Below are 19597 nucleotides of genomic sequence, written 5' to 3' on the forward strand. Positions count from 1 at the left end.
GAGCGGCGAGCGCGGCCGAGGCGGCAGCGCCCGCGCTCGCCAGTCCCGCGCCGCGCAGGAAGCCGCGCCGTCCCGTGCCGGTCAGATGGTCGTCGGTCATGAGGAGCCCGTCCCGTCGTGCGTAGGTCGATCGGTCCGACACTGGACGAGATATGAGAATGATTCGTGAACGCCGGGCGTACGTTTCGGCTGGCTCGGCGTGAAGATCATGCTGAGGTGGGCGACCGTGATGTCCATCCACGCCCGATCCCGCTGCGAAGCTCTGTCCCATTAGGATGGCGGCGCCGGCGCTGGGCTTGGACGGAAAGACGAACGGCACGAGTCCTGCCGATTGATCACCCTCGCGTCCGGTGCTGTGGATTCACTGTGGTCGGCGAGAACGTGATCACCCAGAAGATCATGGTGATGGGCGTGTGCATGAATTTCACGACGAAGCCGGGCGCCGCGTGACTGCTGGCGGTGGGGCCATGGGCGACCACGGTGCCAGGGACTCGGCGGCGGCCGAACCGAGCGTTCATCAGCTGCGGTTGTTCCTGGTGTTGAGTGAGGAGCTTCATTTCGGCCGTGCCGCCGGGCGGCTGTTCATCAGCCAGTCCGCGCTCAGCCAGCAGCTCAAGGACATGGAGAAGCGGCTGCGAGTGCGGTTGTTCGAACGCACCAGCCGGACGGTCGAACTCACCACGGCAGGGCGGGCACTGCAGGCAGAAGCCCGCACGGTCGTCGAGGGCATCGACCAGCTACGCCGTACCGCCGACGCCCAACTACGCCAGCTGACCGGCCGGCTCACCGTCGGAACCGTCGGCGCCGAGGCCGCCATGCCCTACACCCGTGCAGTCCTGCAGGAACTCAACCACCAGCACCCCCACATCACCGTGCAGGTCCTCAGCCTCAACCTTGTCGACCACTTCGCCGATCTGATGCAGCAGAAAGTCGACGTGGTATTTCTACGACCTCCCGTGCCTGACGGCATCGAACTGCACCAGCTGGCCATCGAACCCAGAGTGGCCTGCCTCCCGGCCGATGACCCCCTGGCCAACGAGCCACAGATCATGCTGGAACAGCTCGCCGACCGTCCCGTCGTCGACGTTCCCCCACAGGTACCGAGAACGTGGTGGGACTTTTGGGCAGTGGATCCGCGGCCTGACGGCAGCCGAGTCCGCTACGGACCCGTCGTCACCGATCTGGAAGCACTGCTCCACATCGTCGCCCAAGGCAAGGCGATGTCCTTCCTGCCTGCAGCCGCCCGCGACTTCTTCCCCCGGCCCGGCATCCGCTACGTCGACGTTGTCGATCTGTCCCCATCCACCTGCAGCCTGGCCTGGCTCAGCAAGCGCCGCAACGAACCCACCATCACCGCCATCCGTCAGGCTGCCCGAACCCACACCCGGCGACCCGGACCATGAGGTTCCAGCGCGCTGCCGTGCTGTCAACACCGAGAGCAGCAGACGCGCACGCTGCCGGGGCCACTCGTCGTTCAAGCATCCGCTGATCAACCCGGACGTAGGTGGGCGTCGGCGGTACGGCGTCGCCGGCGCGCGGTCCCGCCGCCACCGGGTTCCTGGCGCCAGTGTCCATGGCCGCTCTGCCAGCAACCATAAGCCGTGCATTATCAATCAGGGCGGGTTTTCGATGGCTCGTTTGCTGACAGTCTTACCGCCGCCATGCAAGCTTTTAACGCTGGCCGAATCAGGCCGCCGAAGGGCTGGCGCCTGCCGGGAACACCCCGACTCCAGTCGTGGCGGCCCTGCTGGTGCTGGACAGGTATGCCAGGGCAGAGCACCGCCAGGGGTACCGTGCGATTTGGAGTATCCCAGTGCGATTCTCAGTGAGGCCATGACCATGGGTTTTCGTAGGGTCGTGGCGTATGCGCCGAAGGATGTAAGCACCTTGGGGTTGGCATTGGTCGGTGAGGTGTTCGCCGACCGGTCCGACCTGGGGCTTCCGGCCTTCGATCTGGAGACGGCCACCGAGGTGCCGGGCCCGGTGCGTACGGATCTGGGACTGACGCAACACATCGAATTCGGCCTCGACCGGCTGCCGGAGGCTGGACTGGTCGTGCTACTGCCCGGGAACGAGAGGCCGCTCTATCCGTCGCCGGCGGTCGCCGCCGCGATCCGGGCCGCTCATCACCGGGGTGCCATCATCGTGGCCTTCTGCACCGGGTCGTACCTGCTGGCCGCCACGGGGTTGCTTGATGGCCTGCGCGCCACGACGCATTGGAGTTTGACGGCTGATTTCGCCGCCCGTTTTCCGAAGGTGAAGGTCGTCCCGGGTCCTTTGTACGTCGATGCGGGCTCGCTGGTGACCGGTGCGGGTGGTGCCTCCGGCCTCGACATGTTCCTGCATGTGCTGCGTCGTGAACATGGTTCGCCGGCCGCCAGTGCGATCGCGCGTGAGCTGGTGGCCTCGGCGCATCGCCTCGGTGGTCAGGCCCAGTACACCCCCTATCCGATGCAGGCGGACTCCGGCGACGATCACATCGCGAAGGCGATCGCCTGGGCAGGGCAGAACCTGCACCGATCGCTCTCGGTGGACGATCTGGCGGTCCGGGCGCTGATGAGTTCCCGCACGTTCGCCCGGCGCTTCAAGGCGGTCACCGGCACCACCCCGCACGCCTGGCTCCTCAACCGGCGTCTCGATCGTGCCGAGGAACTCCTCGAGACCACCGACCTGAACATCGAAAAGATCGCCGAGCGGGTCGGCTACCGCAGCGCGACCGTCCTGCGCGAGCAATTCGTCAAGCGCCGCGGCATGCCGCCCCGTGCCTACCGCAACAGCGCCAACCGCCAATTCGCGATGACAAACAATCGGATACACAGAAACGGTCCAGTCGTGGCGGCGGAGCGAAAAATCAAGCTGGCACCTGATCTGGCAACGTAGAGCATTCGTGCCCACCTCGATGGAACAGGCCGGGCTGCCGCGGGCAGCGGCTCGCACCCGCCAGTCCGACGGGGTGCGGCCCCCGGTTTCCAGATACCTGCCGGAACGACCCTGGCCTGGTCGGTTCCTCGAAAATTGTGCCCCACTGGTCGGTCACATCCTCGGGAGGTGGCAGGAAAGAGGAGATCTTTTGGCAGAGCTGCTGCTGGTTTGGTGCCTGCCCGTAATGGCAGTCTCTCCACGCGTGACCGGAGCGTCACGTAGCGACGACTTCCTGTTCGTCGCGCAAGGAGAGGGAGATCGTGTCATGGAGACAGCGAAACGGGGCCGGTCCATCCGGATCATCCGGAGTCGGCCTCCGCAAAGCGGCGACGCCCGGAAAGACCGGCCAGTCTCTCCGGCCCCGAGGACGAACGGGGCTCAGGTCGCCAGGAACTGTTCGGCTTGAAGGCGGTACATGGCGGCGTATCTACCATTCGTGCTCATCAGTGCCGCATGCGTTCCCCGCTCCACCACCTGTCCCGCGTCGAGCACGTAAATCCGGTCGGCGCGGGCGACCGAGGCGAGGCGATGGGTGATCAGGATGACCATCGTGCCGTTCGCGGCCAGTTCGGTGATCTTGTTGAAGACGTCGATCTCGGCTGCGGGGTCCAGCGCGGACGTGGGCTCGTCCACGACCAGGACCGGTGCGCCGCGGTACCAGGCCCGAGCGAGGCCGAGGCGCTGCCACTGGCCACCGGACAGGTTGGTGCCGCCGAAGAACTCCCGGGCCAGCAGCGTGGACCAACCATCGTCGAGGCGGTCCACCACGACGTCGGCGCCGGTGGACCGCGCCGCGTTCGTCAGCCGGCGCCCCTCGGCAGGGCGGTCCGATCGGCCCACCACGATGTTCGCGAGCGCGGTGAACGGCCACTGGACGAAGTCCTGGGACACCAGGGACACCTGTTCCCACAGGGTGTCGCGGTCGAGTTCGGTCGTGGGCACGCCGTTCCACCGGACGCTTCCGGAGGACGGCAGGTAGAGGCCGGTCAGCAGTTTGGCGAGGGTCGACTTGCCGGACCCGTTCTCGCCGACGAGGGCGACCACCTGGCCGCGCTGGATGTCGATGTCGACGCCGTCCAGCGCCGGCGTCCGCGCGCCCGGATAGGTGAAGTGCAGCCCGTGGGTGCTGATCGTCTCCACCGGCGGTATCAGCGGTCGCGCGCGCACGGGGACGGCCTCGGCCCGTGCATGGCCGCAGACCTCGCGCCACTCGATGGTGAGCAGCCCGTCCTGGTACAGCTGCTGGAACTGCATGACGAACCCTGTCAGGCTCATCATGCTGGACCGGATTGCGAACGCGGCGGTGCCGGCGGTCGCGAACGTCGTCCGGCCGTCGATCACCAGCAGCAGCAGCACACCATAGGTCGCGAGTGCGGCCAGCCCGCTCAGCGCACCGGCCAGCGAACGGGTGAACGCCTCTCCGCGCGCCAGCCGGGCCTGCTCATCCGCCGACAGCGTGGCCAGCCGGCGGTAATGCGCCAGCAGAAAGCCCCCCACCCGATGGGCGCGCACCTCCTCGGCGCTTTCGTGGTGGGTCATGAGCTGGGCGAGCAGGTCGACCTGCCGGGCCAGCTCCATCCAACGCTTAGTCGACGCGTGTCGTGCGCCGGCGGTGCGTGCGACCCCCCACGCCCGTGGCGCCAGCGCGACGAAGAGCAGGGGCGTCAGCAACGGGTTCAACGCGACAAGCACCCACAGGGCGGCGAGGATCGACACTGCTCCGCCGCACAGGCCCACGGTGCTCTGGGTCACCCGTGCGGTGGCATCGGCGCCCTGCCGGGCGGTGCTGAGCCGGTTGTGGAAGTCGGCGTCCTCCATCGTGACTTGCTCGACCCGGACGGCCTGCTCCAGCAGGGTCAGCTGGGCCATCTGGGCGATGCGCGGCCCGAGCCGCCCTGAGGCGGCGACGGCCACGGCCTCGCACAGACCCCGGATCGCCATCGCGCCGGCCACGAACGCCGCGACCGGCAGCAGGGAATGGATCTTCTCGTCGGCCGGCGCCGCCGAGAACAGACCGGTGAGCAGCCGTTGCGCTGTGAGATAGGTCGCCGAGGTCGCGACACCCATCACGAGCTGACTCACCGCCACGGCCGCCAGCGCGGCGGGATCGGCGCGGTAGCCGAGCCGGAGGGTGATTCCGATGATGGAGGGCAACTTGCGCAGTGCCGCGCGGGTACTGGCGTCCGCGGAGGAAGGCGGGTCGTACGAGAAGCGAAACCCCCGCCCGAACAACGGATCGGTCTCCGCTGAACGGGTGGGGGCTTGCCGGTGGCTCGCGCGCCTCACCACCGTTTTGTCAGCAAATGCACGGCTTGCCAGTGGCTCCGCAGGTGTGACTGCAGGTGCCGCAGAAGGTGCCCCCCGGCCGCGAGGGGTCGCACGCATAGACACAACCATCGCTGTCGCCGGCCATCCTGACGCCGTCGGCGGGCGCGGCATCGCGGAAGTGAGCCTCCCAGCCGAAGCCCGCGGCGCCCTCCATCCTCGGATCGAGGTCGAATTCACCCATATCAAGAGACCTTTCTGCATGGGAACTTTCCGGCCCGGCTTGGAAATGTCTCCGGCACACTCGCTAAAAGAGCAGTGCCGACCGGGTAACGCCACTCTATCTCGGCCAGTCAGCCCTAAAGCGGTCATTTCGAGGATCCTAGAAATATGCAGGGAATGGCGTGCGCTCGGCCTATTTTGGTCCTGGTCTGAGTCGTTGGGAGGGGGCCATGGCACAGGAGCCGTTGTTCCGTGCACCGGATTTCGCCATTGTGCGGATGTCCGCACTGCCTGCAGGATCCTTGGCGCCGGCACCGCCGGACGACCTTGCCTCGCCAGAGGCGATGCGCCGTTATCTGCGTGAGGTGGCGGCCGATCCCGGTGTGCGCGAGGCCATCGCCGTGTCCAGCGCCGGGCTCGACGGTGCCCTGCACAAGGTCATGTCCGGGGCCGGGATGTCGACAGCCGGGCTGCGGCGGGCCGTGCTGGCGACCACCCGGTATCTGTCCCGGATGACGCATCGGCCCACCCCCTTCGGGCTCATGGCCGGCGTCACCAGGGCACGGTTTGACGCGGAGCCCAAGTTCCGGATCGGTTCCGAACATCGCAAGCATGCACGCGCCGACATGGGCTGGCTCATCAAGGTGATCCGGCCGTGGGAATCCGATCCAGCGGTGCTCGCACGCCTGCGTCTGGTCGCCAACGATCTCTGCTACGTCCGTGGTGACCGGCTCGTACTGCCTCTCGTCCGGCAGGAGACCGGCGAGCGGGCCCCGGATGACCGGGAGCAGACGGTACGGGCGACGCGCGCGGTGCACGCCGTGATGGCCGCGGCGGAACATCCGATCGGCCATGGCGAGCTGGTTGACCGGTTGTGCGGACAGTTCCCGGACGCGCCGCCGGAGGTCGTGCGGCGAATGGTGGCGCAGCTGGTCGAACGCGAGTTCCTGCTCACCGATCTACGCCCTTCGGCCACCACGGACGATCCCCTCCGGCATGTGCTGGAGCTGCTGCCGGAGGAGAGCGCGCTTGCCGGTGTCCGCGACGCGCTGGCGACGTATGCCGCGACCTCTCCAGGACAGGGGAGAGCGGCGTGGCGGGCGGCGACGTCTGCGATGCGCCGCCTGCACGCCGATGACCGGCTGATCCAGGTGGACCTCGGCATGGACGCTGATGTCGTCCTGCCCGACGAGGTGGCGGCCGAACTGGTGGAGGCGGCCACGATCGCCCGGCGGATCCTCCCGTCCCGCTTCGCACCGTTCGATCAGCTGGCCGGCTACCGGGCCGCCTTCATCGAGCACTACGGAACCGGCGTGCTCGTCCCGGTCAAGGAGGTGATCGACCCGGAGACGGGCATCGGGCCGCCGGCCGGCTACCTGCTGCCCCCGGGCCACCGGCGGGACCCTGATCGCCCGGCGTCGGACGGAGAACGGGACACGCTGCTGCTCGGCCTGGTACAGCGTGGTGGCCCGGAGATCGTGCTGGACGACGAGCTGGTCGAGCGGTTGGCCCGATTCGGCGGCGCGGACGAACCCGCCTCCTACGCGGAGGTGTGCGCCGAGCTCGTCGCCGATTCGGAGGACGAGCTGCGAGACGGCGACTTCCAGCTGGTCGCGACCGCGATGAACTTCACCCGGCCCGGCGCGATGGCCGGCCGTTTCCTGCACATCTTGCCCGAGCTCGGCCCTGCAGTGGCGGAGGTCGCCCGCGACGAGGCGGCCCCGGCGACCCCGGCGCAGGTTGTGGGTCCAGTGCTGGATTCCCGCCTTTCCAACGTCGCCCAGGTCCCGCTGCTGGCCGACGACCTGGTGGCAGCCGGCGTGTTCGCTGACCGCCCGGAGGCGCTCGATCTGGACGATCTGCTCATCGGCGCCGACCATGATCGCTTCTTGGTGATCTCCCGGCGGGACGGCCGTGAGCTGGCCCCCATGCCGTTCAACGCGCTGAACCCCCAACTCACCCTGCCGAACGCGGTCCGGCTCCTGATCGAGATCGGTGAGAGCTGCACTCCGCCGTGGCCTCTGTGGAGTTGGGGCGCCGCCGGGGGAATGCCGTACCTGCCGCGTGTGCGGCGGGGCCGGACGATCCTGGCCCCGGCCCGATGGCTCCCCGACTCCCGGCTAACAGAGGAGTCGGATTGGGCCACCTGGGTGCGAGCCTTCGAGCGTTGGCGCGCCGACTGGGCGGTGCCCGACATCGTGTATGCGACCTACACAGACCATCGGGTGCGCCTCGACCTGACCAGCCCTGCGCACCTGCAGATGCTCCGCGCGGACTTGCGTAAACGTCCGGCCACGGTGCTCCAGGAGGCCCCGGCCGGCGGCCGCTACGGTTTCGGATGGGCGCGCGGGCACGCCACAGAGATCGTCGTTCCGATGCGGCCGGTCCGGCGCCGGAAGATCTCGGACACCACTCGACGCCGCACCACCCGGCAGAGCCATCCACCCGGCGGCGAATGGCTGTACCTGAAGGTCTACGCCAGTCCGGGACGGCACGGGGAGCTGCTCGGGCGTCACGTTCCCGCGCTCGTGCGCCGGGCGGCGGCACTCACCGACCGCTGGTTCTTCATGCGCTACCGGGACGAGGAACCCCATTTGCGGCTGCGCTTCCATGGCGAGCCGGCGGCGCTCGGCACGCATCTGCTGCCCGTCGTGCACGGCTGGGCCGCCGACCTGACTGCGGCCAAGCTGATCAGCGGGATCGTCCTCGACACCTACCGCCCCGAGATCGACAGGTACGGCGGCCCAGAGCTGATCGAGGCGGCCGAACGGGCCTTCGGGGCTGACTCCGACAGCGTCCTCGACCAGCTCGCGCTGCGCGCCCACGGACCGCTGGACGTGCCGATGCCGTTGCTGCTCGCGGCCAACCACCTCGATCTGGCGAAACACCTGCACGGCGAAGGGTGGCAGGAGTGGCTGCTGGAGACCTTCCCCAAGGGCCCGCGACACAAGGCGTTCCAGCAACATCGCCGGGAGGCGGTGCGGCTGCTGGATCCGGCGACGGGCTTCGCGGAGCTGGCGTGCCTGCCCGGTGGACAGGCCTTGCTGGAGAGTTGGCGACGCCGAGCCGAGCTGATCACGGCCTACGGCAGGTCGGTCCGCGAGGCTCTGGACGATCCTTCGGACGTCTTCGCGAGCGTGCTGCACATGCACCACAACCGGCTCGCCGGGATCGACCCGTACGCGGAGCAGGACGCCTATGCCATCGCCCGCGGCGCCCTACAAGCCCACCAGGACCGAGAGCGACACCTGAACAGATGACAGCGCAGATCGTTGAAGCCATCGCCGGCAAGCTCGCCGATCCTCAGGAGGTCGCGGCCATCGCTGCCCGCCCGGGGAACGAGCTGGTCCTCCCCACGGCGACGATGAGGCAGTGGGAGACGCACGGGCTGTCGGACTCGTATCCGGCCGTGTCGCTGCTGTTCGCCGAACTCGGCGCCACCGATGCGGCCCAGCGACCCCGTGCGCACGCCCACCTGGCGGCGGGTCTTGCCGCGGACGCACCTCCACCGGTCCCCGCACTGTACGGCGGTGCCATGTCCCTCGGCTTCGCCGCCCACGCGGCGGCCCTCGCATCGGGCGGGTACACGACTCTGCTGTCGCGACTGGACCAGGCCATCGTCGGGCAGGTTCGGCGCTGGGCTCGTGATCGGCGGTCGGCCGGCGCCCCCATCGGTGACTGGAGCGGTTATGACGTCATCACCGGTGGGGCGGGGCTGGGCCGGTATCTGCTGGCCCGCCACGAACGGACGGGTGATGAAGGGGTCGGTGAGGCGCTGCGCGAGACCCTCGACGTACTGGTGAACGTCGCGCTCGCCGCGGACACCAAGGTCGACGGACGGCCGGTGCCCGCCTGGTGGGTCCACCACGGTGTGACGCACGATGACACCGCCGGCCACCTCAACCTCGGTCTGGCGCACGGCCTGGGTGGTCCGCTCGCGCTGCTGGCCGTCGCCTGGCGCGCGGGCGTACGGGTGGACCGGCACGCGGAGGCGGCCGCCGCCATCGTGGCACTGCTCGATGACCGGCAGCTCGAAGATGAAGCTGGTCCCTACTGGCCCTACTGGGTGTTCCTCGACGGGGCCGATGATCCGGCCAGGATCCGTGATGTCTGGTGCTACGGGGCAGCGGGGGTGGGCCGTTCCCTGTACCTGGCGGGTTCGGCTTTCGACGAGAAGGAGTGGCGGGACACCGGCGACGCCGCGGTGCGCGGTGCGCTCACCGGTCCCGCCGAGCACGCCATTCACGATGTCGCGTTGTGCCACGGCTGGGCGGGGTTGCTGCACATCGCCTCCCGGATGGCTCACGACACGGGCGATGCCGCGTACACGGCCGCCGCAGACGGGTTCGCCACTCGGATCGGCGAGGTCTATGACCCGGACGCGCCGTTCGGATTCCGGTACGCCCATCCCACCGCGCCGCACCAGACCGACCGTCCGGGTTTCCTCGAGGGCGCCGCCGGCATCGCCCTCGCCCTGCATTGCCATGGCACCGGTGCGCCGCCCGTGACCGGCTGGGACGCCGCACTGCTCCTCAATTGATACTCGCACTGCTCCCCACTGATATGGAGACCGCCGAATGAGCTGGTCCGACATCTTCGCCGACCCCGCCGACCGTGAGCGCCTGGAATGGGGCCGGGAACACCTGCGCTTCACCGCGTCCACGGCGACCACATCGCTGTTGAGCTTCCAGCGGATCGACGACTGGATCCGATACGGCCAGGTTCGCTATCCGCAGTTCCAGGTGAACATGCCGGAAGGTGGAGTGCCGCCCACGATGTTCACCGAGACACGCCCGTATCTAGCCCTGAGCATGCCCGGCTACCCGGTCACCGCCGCGATCGCCGAACAGCTCCGGCAGGGGGCCACGCTGCGGCTCGTCGGGATCGAGGACTGGTACCGGCCCGTCGCGGAGCTGGCCGACCGGCTCGCCGAGACCGTCGGCGCCGACATCACGACCTACGCCTTCTACACCTCCCCGGGAGACGGCGGGGTCGGTGCGCACTGGGACATGGCGGACGTCTTCGTGCTCCAGGTCGAGGGCACCAAGAAATGGAATCTCTGGGACATTCCGGGGGGCACCGACTGGCAGGACAACCAGACCCTGCACACCGACCAGGACCCCGACCACGTGATCGAACTGACGCCCGGTGACGGCCTCTACATTCCGGCGGGCACCGGTCACCGGGCGTTCGCCGGGCCGGAGGGATCGCTGCACCTGTCGATCGCGGTGTCGGTGACCTCGCACCGCAAGATCGTGCGCACGCTGCTCGAGGAACTGATGACCGCCATTCCGCTGCTGGACCGGCTCCCGGTGGACGGTGACCGGCTCACCCCGATCGCCGCGCTGCTGCGCGAGGTCGCTGAGGCGGCCGACAAGGCCGACCCGGCCAAGCTCCTGACCAAGGCGGACCGGCGTGAACGGCGTATCAGCGAAGCGCCGCTCATCCCGGGGGTGGATCCTGCGGGTCATCGACCGTTCTGACCTGTCCGCCCGGGCCACCGCCGGTGGGCCTGTCGGCTGACCAGGAGGCGAGGGCCCTTACTGGCCTGCGTCCCAGGAATGCCGCGTACCCGACGTTCACGCCACAGCTCACTCAGAGTGATGCTCAGCCTGGTCACAGATCGGCGGGCCCGGGTGACCTGGTCTCCATCAAGGCGCAGACGTGAGGGGACGTAAGAAAGGTGACGCGGAGGTAGGAGGTGAAGCCCGTCCAGACGGTCACTGAACTCAGTATCGGCCAGGTCTTCGATGTGCGCGTGGCGCTCGACCCCTACGCGTCGACGCTGGCTCTGGGGCTCGACGCCCTCAGCCACCATCGTGGTGCTCCAGCACACTGGAAGCGCCGGATCCTCGGTTCGCTGACGGCCCGGAAAGCCTTGGCCATGCATCCGCTCACGGTCGAGGGCCAGTCGGTCGTCCCGGGTTCGGTCAAGCCGCTGAACCCGATCAGCGAGACCCCGGTCCGTGACCAGGTGGAACGACTCCGCGCCATTCCCGGGGAACAGTTGCTCGAGGATCTGGAAATGGCGTTCCCCTCCGGAGTCCTTCCGGCGCACTGGCGCCAGGTCGCGGACCGGCCCGAGGACTGGTTGCACCGCTACGCCGACACCATGGTGGACGTGTGGGAGGCCGTCGAACCCCTCTGGAAACACGCTCTTCCTCTGCTGGAGCGCGAGATAGAACGCATCGGCATCGCCTCCGTGCGGAACGGGCTCGGCACCGTCCTGGCCGGCCTGCATCCCGCCGCCTCGTTCGAGGACAACGTCCTCCGCATCCCCGATCCCGAACCCGCCCGGTTCGATCTCGGGGATCGTCCTCTCGTCCTGGTCCCGATGCTGGTCGGCGAGGATGCGCTGATCTGCGACTTCGACGACCCGGCGGGGGCCTGGATCGCCTATCCGCTGCACGTCGTCCATGACCGGGCGCGCGGCCTCGAAGAACCCGGCTCGCTCGTCGCACTGGTCGGCCCCGTGCGCGCCACGCTGCTGTGTGCCGCGGCGCTGCCGGTCACCATGGGTGAATTGGCCAAGCTGACTCAGCTTGCCCCCAGCGCCGTGACCCATCACTGTGAACGGCTGGTGGCCAGCGGGCTGGTCCACCGCGAGCGGCAAGGCCGCGAGATCCGCATCCACCAGACCGAACGAGGCCGCAAAATCGTCGAGCTCTTCCCTCCAGACCCGCGCACCCTCGCCCCATGACACGTTCCGCTGTCACCAGCGCACCCTGAAATCGAGTTCGCCGTAGCTCAGCCAGCATGTCTCGCCATGCACTGCCGGCGGAACTCGCGCGGCGAAAGGCCGTAGGCACTGCGAAACGCCCGGCTGAAATGGGCGGGACTGGTGAACCCCCACCTGGCCGCGATCATGCTGATCGGGTGGGCGGCGAGCAGAGGTTCGGCCAGGTCTCGTCGGCACCGTTCCAGGCGGCGCTCCCGGATCCAGCCCGTGATGGTGTGCCCGTCCTCATGGAACAGTTTCTGCAGGTGTCGCAGGGAGATGTGGTGCGCCGCGGCTATGGCACCCGGAGTCAGGTGCGGGTCGCCCAGGTTCTCTCCGACGAAGGCGTGAATCTGCGCCATCAGCGCTCGCTGCCTGGTGTGCGGCGGCACCGCCTTCTGGGCGTCCAGCGCGCCGGCGAGGGCTGCGGTCAGCACGTCGAGCGTCAGGTTGGACAGACGGGCGGCGTCGGCCGGGCTGAGTTCGTCCATGTGCCGGGCGAGCTGCAGCAAGAACTGCGACGACAACGCGCCGATGCCCAGCTCGCCCTGGAGCCGGACCGCGCTCAGCCGCCGCAGATCCCGGTCGGGAAAGGGCAGCAACGAGCGCGGAAAACGCAGGAGCAGCAGCCGGTTCGCCGGAAGGTCCGGCGGGCACTCGGCTTGGTAGGGACGTGAGGTGTCATACAGCACGAGATCTCCGACTCCGAGATCCGCACGCCGGCCGCCCTGCTCCATCACGGAGCCACCGCTCACGACGCAGGCGAGCTTGAACACCTCGGGATCGGCCTGACGGATGCGCTTGGGAGTACGGTGAACCGAATGCGGCGTCGCGGTCATCAGCGTCGCCTGCACCGGGCCGAACTCGCTGATGCCGACCCGAGCCTGAAATCGGCTCTCCCACTGCGGCCGGCAGCGTAAGTCATAGGGCACCCAGGTGCTCGACGTTGCCTCGGACCAGAAGGCGAACCGGTCCTTGGCCGGGACTCCCGCCGTACTGACCACGTCCATGAGCCATCACCTTGTGTTCGTCACATCGCCTGCTGAGGTCCGGCCCGTGCCAACGCCCCCTCAACTTGGCGCGCACGGTCAACAACCTGACGCTGCCCGACAACATTCCACGAGTGTCAGCTCCTACGGTTACCTCTCGTGAGGAGAACAGCGCTTTGCCTTCCCGGCGTCCCGGCCCGGCGCCGACTCGGGGATTCCCTTGGACAAGCAGCGGTAGGTGCAGGGCAACGCGGGGCTTTCGCCGAAAAGTGAGCCGCTAGGCACAGCACCTGAGCGGCTCAATGGAATCCCGAAGCGCGTCAATCTCAGTGAGGTCAATCGTGGGCTTTCATGCCGTCGTGGCGTACGCGCCGGAGAATCTGGACACCCTCGGGTTGGCCCTGACCGGCCAAGTGTTCACCGACCGCTCCCACCTGGGACTTCCGGCCTTCGACCTGATGACGGTCACCGAGACACCGGGTTTGGTGCGCACGGATCTGGGGCTGACCCAGCACATCGAAACCGGCCTCGAGAAGCTGCCGGAGGCCGAGCTGGTCGTGCTGCTGCCGGGTGATGAGGGGACCTCGAATCCTTCCCTGGCAGTGATCGAGGCGATCCGGGCCGCCCATCGCCACGGCGCGATCATCGCCGCCTTCGGCGCCGGCTCGTACCTGCTGGCCGCCACGGGACTGCTCGACGGCCGGCGCGCCACGACGCACTGGAGCCTGACGGCCGGCCTCGCCGCCCGCTTCCCGAAGGTCAAGGTCGTCCACGAACCCCTGTACGTCGACGAGGGTCGCCTGGTGACCGGCGCGGGCGGGGCCGCCGGCCTCGACATGCTCCTGCACCTGCTGCGTCGCGACCACGGCTCGGCGGTCGCCAACACGATCGCACGCGAGCTGGTGGTCTCGGCGCATCGCCTCGGCGGGGAGGCGCAGTACATCCCCCATCCCATGCCGGTGCACTCCGGCGACGAACGCATCGCGGCGGCGATCGCCTGGGCGGGCGAGAACCTCCGGCGGTCATTGTCGGTGAACGAACTGGCCGCACGGGCGCTGATGAGCTCCCGCACCTTCGCCCGCCGGTTCAAGGAGAGCACCGGCACCACCCCGCACGCCTGGCTTCTCACTCAGCGCCTCAACCGCGCCGAGGAACTCCTCGAAACAACCGACCTGAGCATCGAAGAGATCGCCGAGCAGGTCGGCTACCGCAACGCCACCGTCCTCCGCGAACTCTTCGTCAAACGCCGCGGCATGCCTCCTCGCACCTACCGCACCATCTTCAACCGCCGAACCACCCAACGGAACACATGCCGCGAACGGCCCCCCTGCGGCGATGGAATGGGAAACTCGATCCCAGCTTGACCAGCCAACAGAAGCCCCCTGGAGCACGGCCACTGTGGTGAGCCGGGTCAGCGAGCGGGCGGCGAGGTGGGTCGCGGCACGTTCGATGGCGGCGCCCAGTATGGCCACCGGCCCCAGTAGGGCGGCTGTGAGGAGTGTGACCACGGCTGCCACCACGGGTTGGGGGTGTGCCAGCCGTACCCGGAAAATGGCGGCGAGGAGTAGCCGGGCCCGGGCGTCCGGCGTTGCTGTGTCCCGTTATTCGACGGTGGCGGCGCGGTGGGACGTTCAGTCAGTGAGATTGAAGTCTTGCCCTTATCGGATGTGTCGAGCACGTGGGGTTTGCTGGCCGGCTGCGGCGCGACCGGCGGTGCCGGCCTCGATTTCGGTGGCTGCTCGGGTTCCTTGGCCGGCGGGGGTGTCGGCTTCGGGATGATGCCGCCCGGTGTCGTGGGCGGTGTTTTCGATGGATAGGTCCGAAGCTCCTGTGCGGAGAGCTGGGAGAGGGGCGGCCGGGTGTGCTCTGCGTCCAGCGACGTCGCGATTCCGTGAAGGGATGCGCCGACTGCGATGGCGAGCAACGCCATTCCGATCCACAGGCCGTACCGGGAGGGCGGCCGGCGAGGGTTGGGTGGCCGGCGGTGTCGTCCCGCGCGCAAATCGAACAAGTAACCCCTAGGGAACATTCGGCCCCATCTCCCGCATTGCCCGCAAGCGACACTTAGGTAAGTAGTTACGCCCCACTGTCGGTGATCGTCAAGAGGATGGCCTGCGATGTGCTTACCGGTGGCGGGCGGACGCCGGACACTCTTGGCGCACCCGGGTTCAGTGCAACAGCCGTAGATCGCGGGTAGTGACCGATGCATCGGGCGGGGGCGAAGAGTGCGAAACCGGATGCCGTCGCAGCAATGAGTCTGCCGGCGCCCACAGGTCTATCTTCCGATCGCGAAAACCAACACATCGGGAGTTAGGCATGGGCATCATCCACATCGAGCTGTTCGCAACCCTGGATCTCGTCGGGCAGGCGCCCGGAGGCCCCGACGAGGATCCGCTGGGGTTCCCGTTCGGCGGCTGGCAGGCGCCCCTGCTGGACGAGGTCACCGGGGCGCAGATCGGTGCCGCGTACGAGGGCACCGACGCTCTCCTGCTCGGTCGGCGGACGTATGACATCTTCGCTGCCTTCTGGCCCTACCAGGAGGGCGGCCAGGACAACGAGATCGCCACGCTCTTCAACAGCGTCCCGAAGTACGTGGCCTCCCGCGGCAAGCCCGACCTCTCGTGGGCCGGGTCCACGCAGCTCGGCCCGGACCTGGCCGGCGCGGTGCGTGAGATCCGTGACCGGCACGAGCACGTGAAGGTCGTCGGGAGCCTGAACCTGGTGCAGACCCTTCTGCGCGAGAAGCTCTTCGACCGTCTCGACCTCTGGGTGCACCCGATCGTGCTGGGCGTCGGGAAGAAGGTGTTCGACGGTGGCGCGGTGCCCACGAACGTCACACTCCTCGAACCGCCGGTAGCGGGTCCGAAAGGCACCGTGTACCTGCGCTACGGGCTCGCCGAGGGCACGCCCGGGACGGGGGACATGAGCGCACCCGATCGCGGCGTCGGGCGTGACGACTGAAGCCGCCCGCGTTGCACGCTGCACGTTGCACGCCCGCGCGCCTGCGCAGTTGCGGGGCGGCCCGGATGCCGTTACCGGCTGGGTGACTTCGGCCGGACCGGCGAAGAGGCGGACGGACGCTTCGCCAAGTGCTTGACGAAACGCTGAGATCGCTTTAACAACCCTGTGCTCTGCTGGGCACAGGGGGATTTCGCCATGCGTAAGACCAGCGGTCTCTTGCCTTGGGGGGACGTGGTCGTTTCCTGGACGGTCATGATCCTTCTGTCCGCCCTCGCGTGGGTGTTCATGGTGGGGCAGGCGCGCGACATGGGCGTCGAACCCGGCACCATGGGCATGGCCCTGCCGCTGTTCCTGCTGCTCTGGCTGGTCATGATGACGGCGATGATGCTGCCGTCCGTGGCGCCCGTGGCGCTGACCTGGGGACGAGCCATCGGGCGACGGTCGGCGGGCCCGGCGCGCGTGGCGCGGACCGTTCAGTTCGTCGGCGGCTACCTGCTGGTCTGGACGGCTTTCGGCCTCCTCGCGTACGGCGGAATGTCGCTGACGGGTGACCTGGTCGAACGCGACCCCGAGATAGGGCGCTGGATCGGGGCCGGCGCGTTCGCGCTGGCCGGGCTCTACCAGCTCGGGCCGTTGAAGAGCATCTGCCTGCGGCACTGCCGTAGCCCCATGGCCCAGCTCCTGCGTTACGCCGGCTTCCGGCCGTGGGCGCGTGATCTGCGGGTCGGCGTCCACCACGGCGGTTACTGCCTCGGCTGCTGCTGGGCCCTCATGGTCGTGCTCATCCCGCTGGGCGTCATGAACGTCGCCGCGATCGCCGCGCTGGCCGCCTTGATCTTTCTGGAGAAGCTGTGGCGCCATGGGGCCGCGCTGTCGCGGGTGGCCGGAATCGTGTTCCTGATCCTCGCCGCCCTGGCCCCCTTCCAGGACTGGCTCCTGCCCGGCCTGATGATGTCGGATATGTCGGAGATGCAATCGGGCGCGTCCTGAGAATCAGAGATCAGATTCACCCCTGGCGGTGCTCAGATTCGCCCGTGTGGTTGCCCTTCCTGCTGTTCCGTGGAGAAGACGTAGTCGCCGCGCTCACCGTACTCGGGCGCGAAGCCCAGGTCGAAGCCGTCGGACTGCCCCTCGGTGCGGCCGATCTCGAATTCGGGCGCGAACCCGAACAGCGCGTTCTTCACCGTTGTCGGGGTCCCATCGGGGCCGGTGAGCGGTTGGTACTGGACATCGCTGAGCCCCTGGATCTCGAACGCCGGCTTGTCCCCGTCCGACAGGGAGATCTGCGCCCGCCGCATGCCCAGGTACTCGCCGAAGAACTGCGACAGCTCGCCGAAGGGCCCGCCCTCGCTGCCCGTCAGGATCCGCTCGACCGCGTCCGCCTGCTCCTCGCCGGCGTCGCTGTCGACCACGAGCCCCAGCTTCCAGTCGCCTGCGGTCAGGTGGGACGGGAAGTAGTTGTAGAACGCGAAGTCGACACCCGACAGATCGACGTCGTCCAGGTATCCCTCCGCGATGTGGAACACCGCGGTGCCCCGGCACTGCTCGTTCCCCTGTGCGTCTCTCGGCTGCGCGTCCATGGCGCACCCGCACACCAGGACGCAGGAGCAACTCGCCAGGTAATTACCGGAAATCGTATACGCCATGATCCCCCCGTTATCCAGGCGTCGCCACACGCCCGCACACGAGCGCCAAGGGGGACACGACACCCGCCGCGACCGCGTCAACGGCGACCTGATCGTTATCGAGGCCCAGGAAACCCAAGCCTCCCTGAATGCCGTCCAATTCACGCTAAGCGCGCTGATTTCCCCATGTAAACACCGCTGACGTAAAGACACTCCACAGCGCAGCACGGCCTTGTTGCAGCAGACGGTCGATCATCTCGCCGACGGCCGCTCCATCAGCCGTACGACTCGGCGGGAGACGCATCAGGGGGTATCGCGGTGGGACGCACTCAGGGAAGCATCGCGGTGAGCCGTACTTCAGGGGAGTATCGCGGTGAGCAGCTCGGCGGCCGTGCGGACATCGGAGTCCAACGGCCTGTCGGGATCGACCGGCGGGATCGCGTCGACCAGGGCGTCGAGGAGTGCGGCACAGCCCGGGGACGTGGGGCGGCGGGCGCCGACGTGCACTGCCTGCCGCAGGCCCACCGCCAGCGAACCGCAGAGCAGGCGCAGGAGGGCCGCCATGTCGTAGGCGCGGAGGGCGGCCTGTGTGCCGAACGGCACCACGTCCTGGTTGTGCAGGTTGGTCGGCAGGCTCTGCATGCCGGCCGGCACGGCGGCGCGGCGGATCTCGGCGACGAACGCGGTCGTGGCGAGCTGTACCCCCTGCATCCCGTGCTGGCGGCCGGGTCCGGCGGCGAGCATCGGGGGCAGGCCTCCATTGCGGGCGGGGTCGACGAGGAGGTCGAGCTGCCGTTCGGCGAGGTTGCCGAGCTGGCCGGTGACCATGGCCAGCATGTCGGAGGCGAACGCGGCCGGCTGCCCGAAGAAGTTGCCGCCGTGCGCGACCAGGTCGTCATCTGGAAAGAACAGCGGGTTGTCGCTCACGCTGGACAGGTCGGCCTCGACGACACCGTCGACGTACCGCAGGGCGTCCTCGGCGGCGCCCAGCAGTTGCGGGGAGCAGCGGATGCTGTAGGGCTCCTGCAGTGCACGTGTGCCGGCCGGGGTCATCCCGGAAAGGGTCTTGCGCATGCCGTCGGCGACGTCGACCGCGCCGGGATGGCCGTACGCGTCGAGGAGGCGCGGATCGAGGAAGCCGGGGTCGCAGCCGAGCAGATCGACCAGCAGACAGGTGAGCGCCTGCGTCGCGCGGTGAGAGGACCGGATGCTGTCCAGGGCCAGGGCGGTCGCGGCGGTGGTGAGGGACGTGCCGTTGACAAGTGCGAGGGCGTCCCGGCCGTCGAGCGTCAACGGGGTCAGCCCGGCGTGCCCGAGCGCCTCGGCCGCGGGCATCCGCTGGCCGTCGGCATACGCGTGTCCCCGGCCACGCAGCGCCTGGGTGGCATAGGCGAGCGGTATCAGGTCTCCGCTCGCGCCGACCGAACCGTAGCGTGGAATCGCCGGGGTGAACGTCGTCGCGAACATCGCGGCAAGCCCGTCGACCACGTGCGCCGAGACCCCGGACTTCCCCTGCGCGAGAGACCACACGCGCACGAGGAGCGCGGCCCGTCCGACTTCATGGGGGAGATCCGGCCCCTGCCCTGCACCGAGGTGGGCCAGGGTGTTGTCACACTGGTCCGTCTCCTCGTCCCGGCCGGGGAACCCGACCAGGGCACCGAAGCCGGTGGTGGCGCCGTAGACCGGACGTTCCTCCTCCTGCAGTACGCCACGGAGGTGGTCACGGCCGCGTTCGACGCGGCTGCGGACGTCCGAGTCGACCACGACGGACACGGGCGCCGCGGCGCGGTGCAGGTCGGCGGAGCGCAGCAAAGCGCCGAGGTTGATGGAGCCTTCTACAGCGGGCATGCCTGGACCATAGAAGCTGAATCTCAGAATCCTCTGAGATTTCGTCG

Annotated in this window: 13 protein-coding genes; 9 read left to right on the plus strand and 4 right to left on the minus strand. The window is 68.5% G+C overall.

Annotation, left to right across the window (positions count from 1 at the left end):
* Positions 1–467 precede the first annotated feature (467 nt).
* Complete coding sequence (locus F8566_RS48135) at positions 468–1403, plus strand: LysR family transcriptional regulator (RefSeq protein ID WP_151570967.1); 936 nt, start codon at positions 468–470, stop codon at positions 1401–1403.
* Positions 1404–1857: 454 nt separating this feature from the next.
* A complete protein-coding gene (locus tag F8566_RS48140; protein WP_225994206.1) occupies positions 1858–2880 on the plus strand; it encodes a GlxA family transcriptional regulator in 1023 nt (340 codons plus the stop codon).
* A 420-nt stretch (positions 2881–3300) separates the two neighbouring features.
* Here the strand turns inward: F8566_RS48140 and F8566_RS48145 are convergent, their stop codons facing one another.
* Positions 3301–5208 carry an ABC transporter ATP-binding protein gene (locus F8566_RS48145; protein WP_192810272.1) on the minus strand — a complete coding sequence of 636 codons (1908 nt, stop codon included), beginning with the start codon at positions 5206–5208 and terminating at the stop codon, positions 3301–3303.
* Positions 5209–5639: 431 nt separating this feature from the next.
* Between F8566_RS48145 and F8566_RS48150 the strand changes: the two genes are divergently transcribed.
* The 4 genes from F8566_RS48150 (at position 5640) to F8566_RS48165 (ending at position 12109) form a co-directional block, all read left to right on the plus strand.
* Positions 5640–8669, plus strand: coding sequence for a lantibiotic dehydratase (locus F8566_RS48150; protein WP_151570971.1), 3030 nt, complete (start codon positions 5640–5642; stop codon positions 8667–8669).
* Complete coding sequence (locus F8566_RS48155) at positions 8666–9949, plus strand: lanthionine synthetase C family protein (protein ID WP_151570973.1); 1284 nt, start codon at positions 8666–8668, stop codon at positions 9947–9949. Before F8566_RS48150 ends, F8566_RS48155 begins: the two co-directional genes overlap by 4 nt.
* Before the next feature lie 37 nt (positions 9950–9986).
* A complete protein-coding gene (locus tag F8566_RS48160; RefSeq protein ID WP_151570975.1) occupies positions 9987–10892 on the plus strand; it encodes a JmjC domain-containing protein in 906 nt (301 codons plus the stop codon).
* A gap of 218 nt (positions 10893–11110) precedes the next feature.
* Positions 11111–12109 (plus strand): helix-turn-helix domain-containing protein, encoded by a 999-nt coding sequence (locus F8566_RS48165; protein WP_151570977.1) that lies wholly within the window; start codon positions 11111–11113, stop codon positions 12107–12109.
* A 47-nt stretch (positions 12110–12156) separates the two neighbouring features.
* Here the strand turns inward: F8566_RS48165 and F8566_RS48170 are convergent, their stop codons facing one another.
* Positions 12157–13137 carry an AraC-like ligand-binding domain-containing protein gene (locus tag F8566_RS48170; protein WP_151570979.1) on the minus strand — a complete coding sequence of 327 codons (981 nt, stop codon included), beginning with the start codon at positions 13135–13137 and terminating at the stop codon, positions 12157–12159.
* A 320-nt stretch (positions 13138–13457) separates the two neighbouring features.
* Here F8566_RS48170 and F8566_RS48175 point away from each other — a divergent pair, with 320 nt between their 5' ends.
* The 3 genes from F8566_RS48175 (at position 13458) to F8566_RS48185 (ending at position 17067) form a co-directional block, all read left to right on the plus strand.
* Positions 13458–14480, plus strand: a complete 1023-nt coding sequence (locus F8566_RS48175) for a GlxA family transcriptional regulator (RefSeq protein WP_225994207.1) — start codon at positions 13458–13460, stop codon at positions 14478–14480.
* Positions 14481–15432: 952 nt separating this feature from the next.
* Positions 15433–16077, plus strand: coding sequence for a dihydrofolate reductase family protein (locus tag F8566_RS48180; protein ID WP_151570983.1), 645 nt, complete (start codon positions 15433–15435; stop codon positions 16075–16077).
* A 252-nt stretch (positions 16078–16329) separates the two neighbouring features.
* Positions 16330–17067: a DUF2182 domain-containing protein gene (locus F8566_RS48185; protein ID WP_225994208.1), complete on the plus strand. Its 738-nt coding sequence runs from the start codon at positions 16330–16332 to the stop codon at positions 17065–17067.
* A 32-nt stretch (positions 17068–17099) separates the two neighbouring features.
* On the opposite strand, the gene F8566_RS48190 is transcribed toward F8566_RS48185, so the two are convergent.
* Together F8566_RS48190 and F8566_RS48195 are read right to left on the minus strand one after the other, a co-directional pair.
* The gene (locus F8566_RS48190; RefSeq protein WP_151570987.1) at positions 17100–17723 is read right to left on the minus strand and encodes a DUF1326 domain-containing protein; all 624 of its coding nucleotides are present in this window, start codon (positions 17721–17723) and stop codon (positions 17100–17102) included.
* 336 nt (positions 17724–18059) lie between these two features.
* Entirely contained in the window at positions 18060–19550 is a 1491-nt protein-coding gene (locus F8566_RS48195) for an aromatic amino acid ammonia-lyase (protein WP_151570989.1), read from the minus strand.
* Positions 19551–19597 lie beyond the last annotated feature (47 nt).

It is taken from the genome of Actinomadura rudentiformis (assembly GCF_008923185.1).
Classification (GTDB): Bacteria; Actinomycetota; Actinomycetes; order Streptosporangiales; family Streptosporangiaceae; genus Spirillospora; species Spirillospora rudentiformis.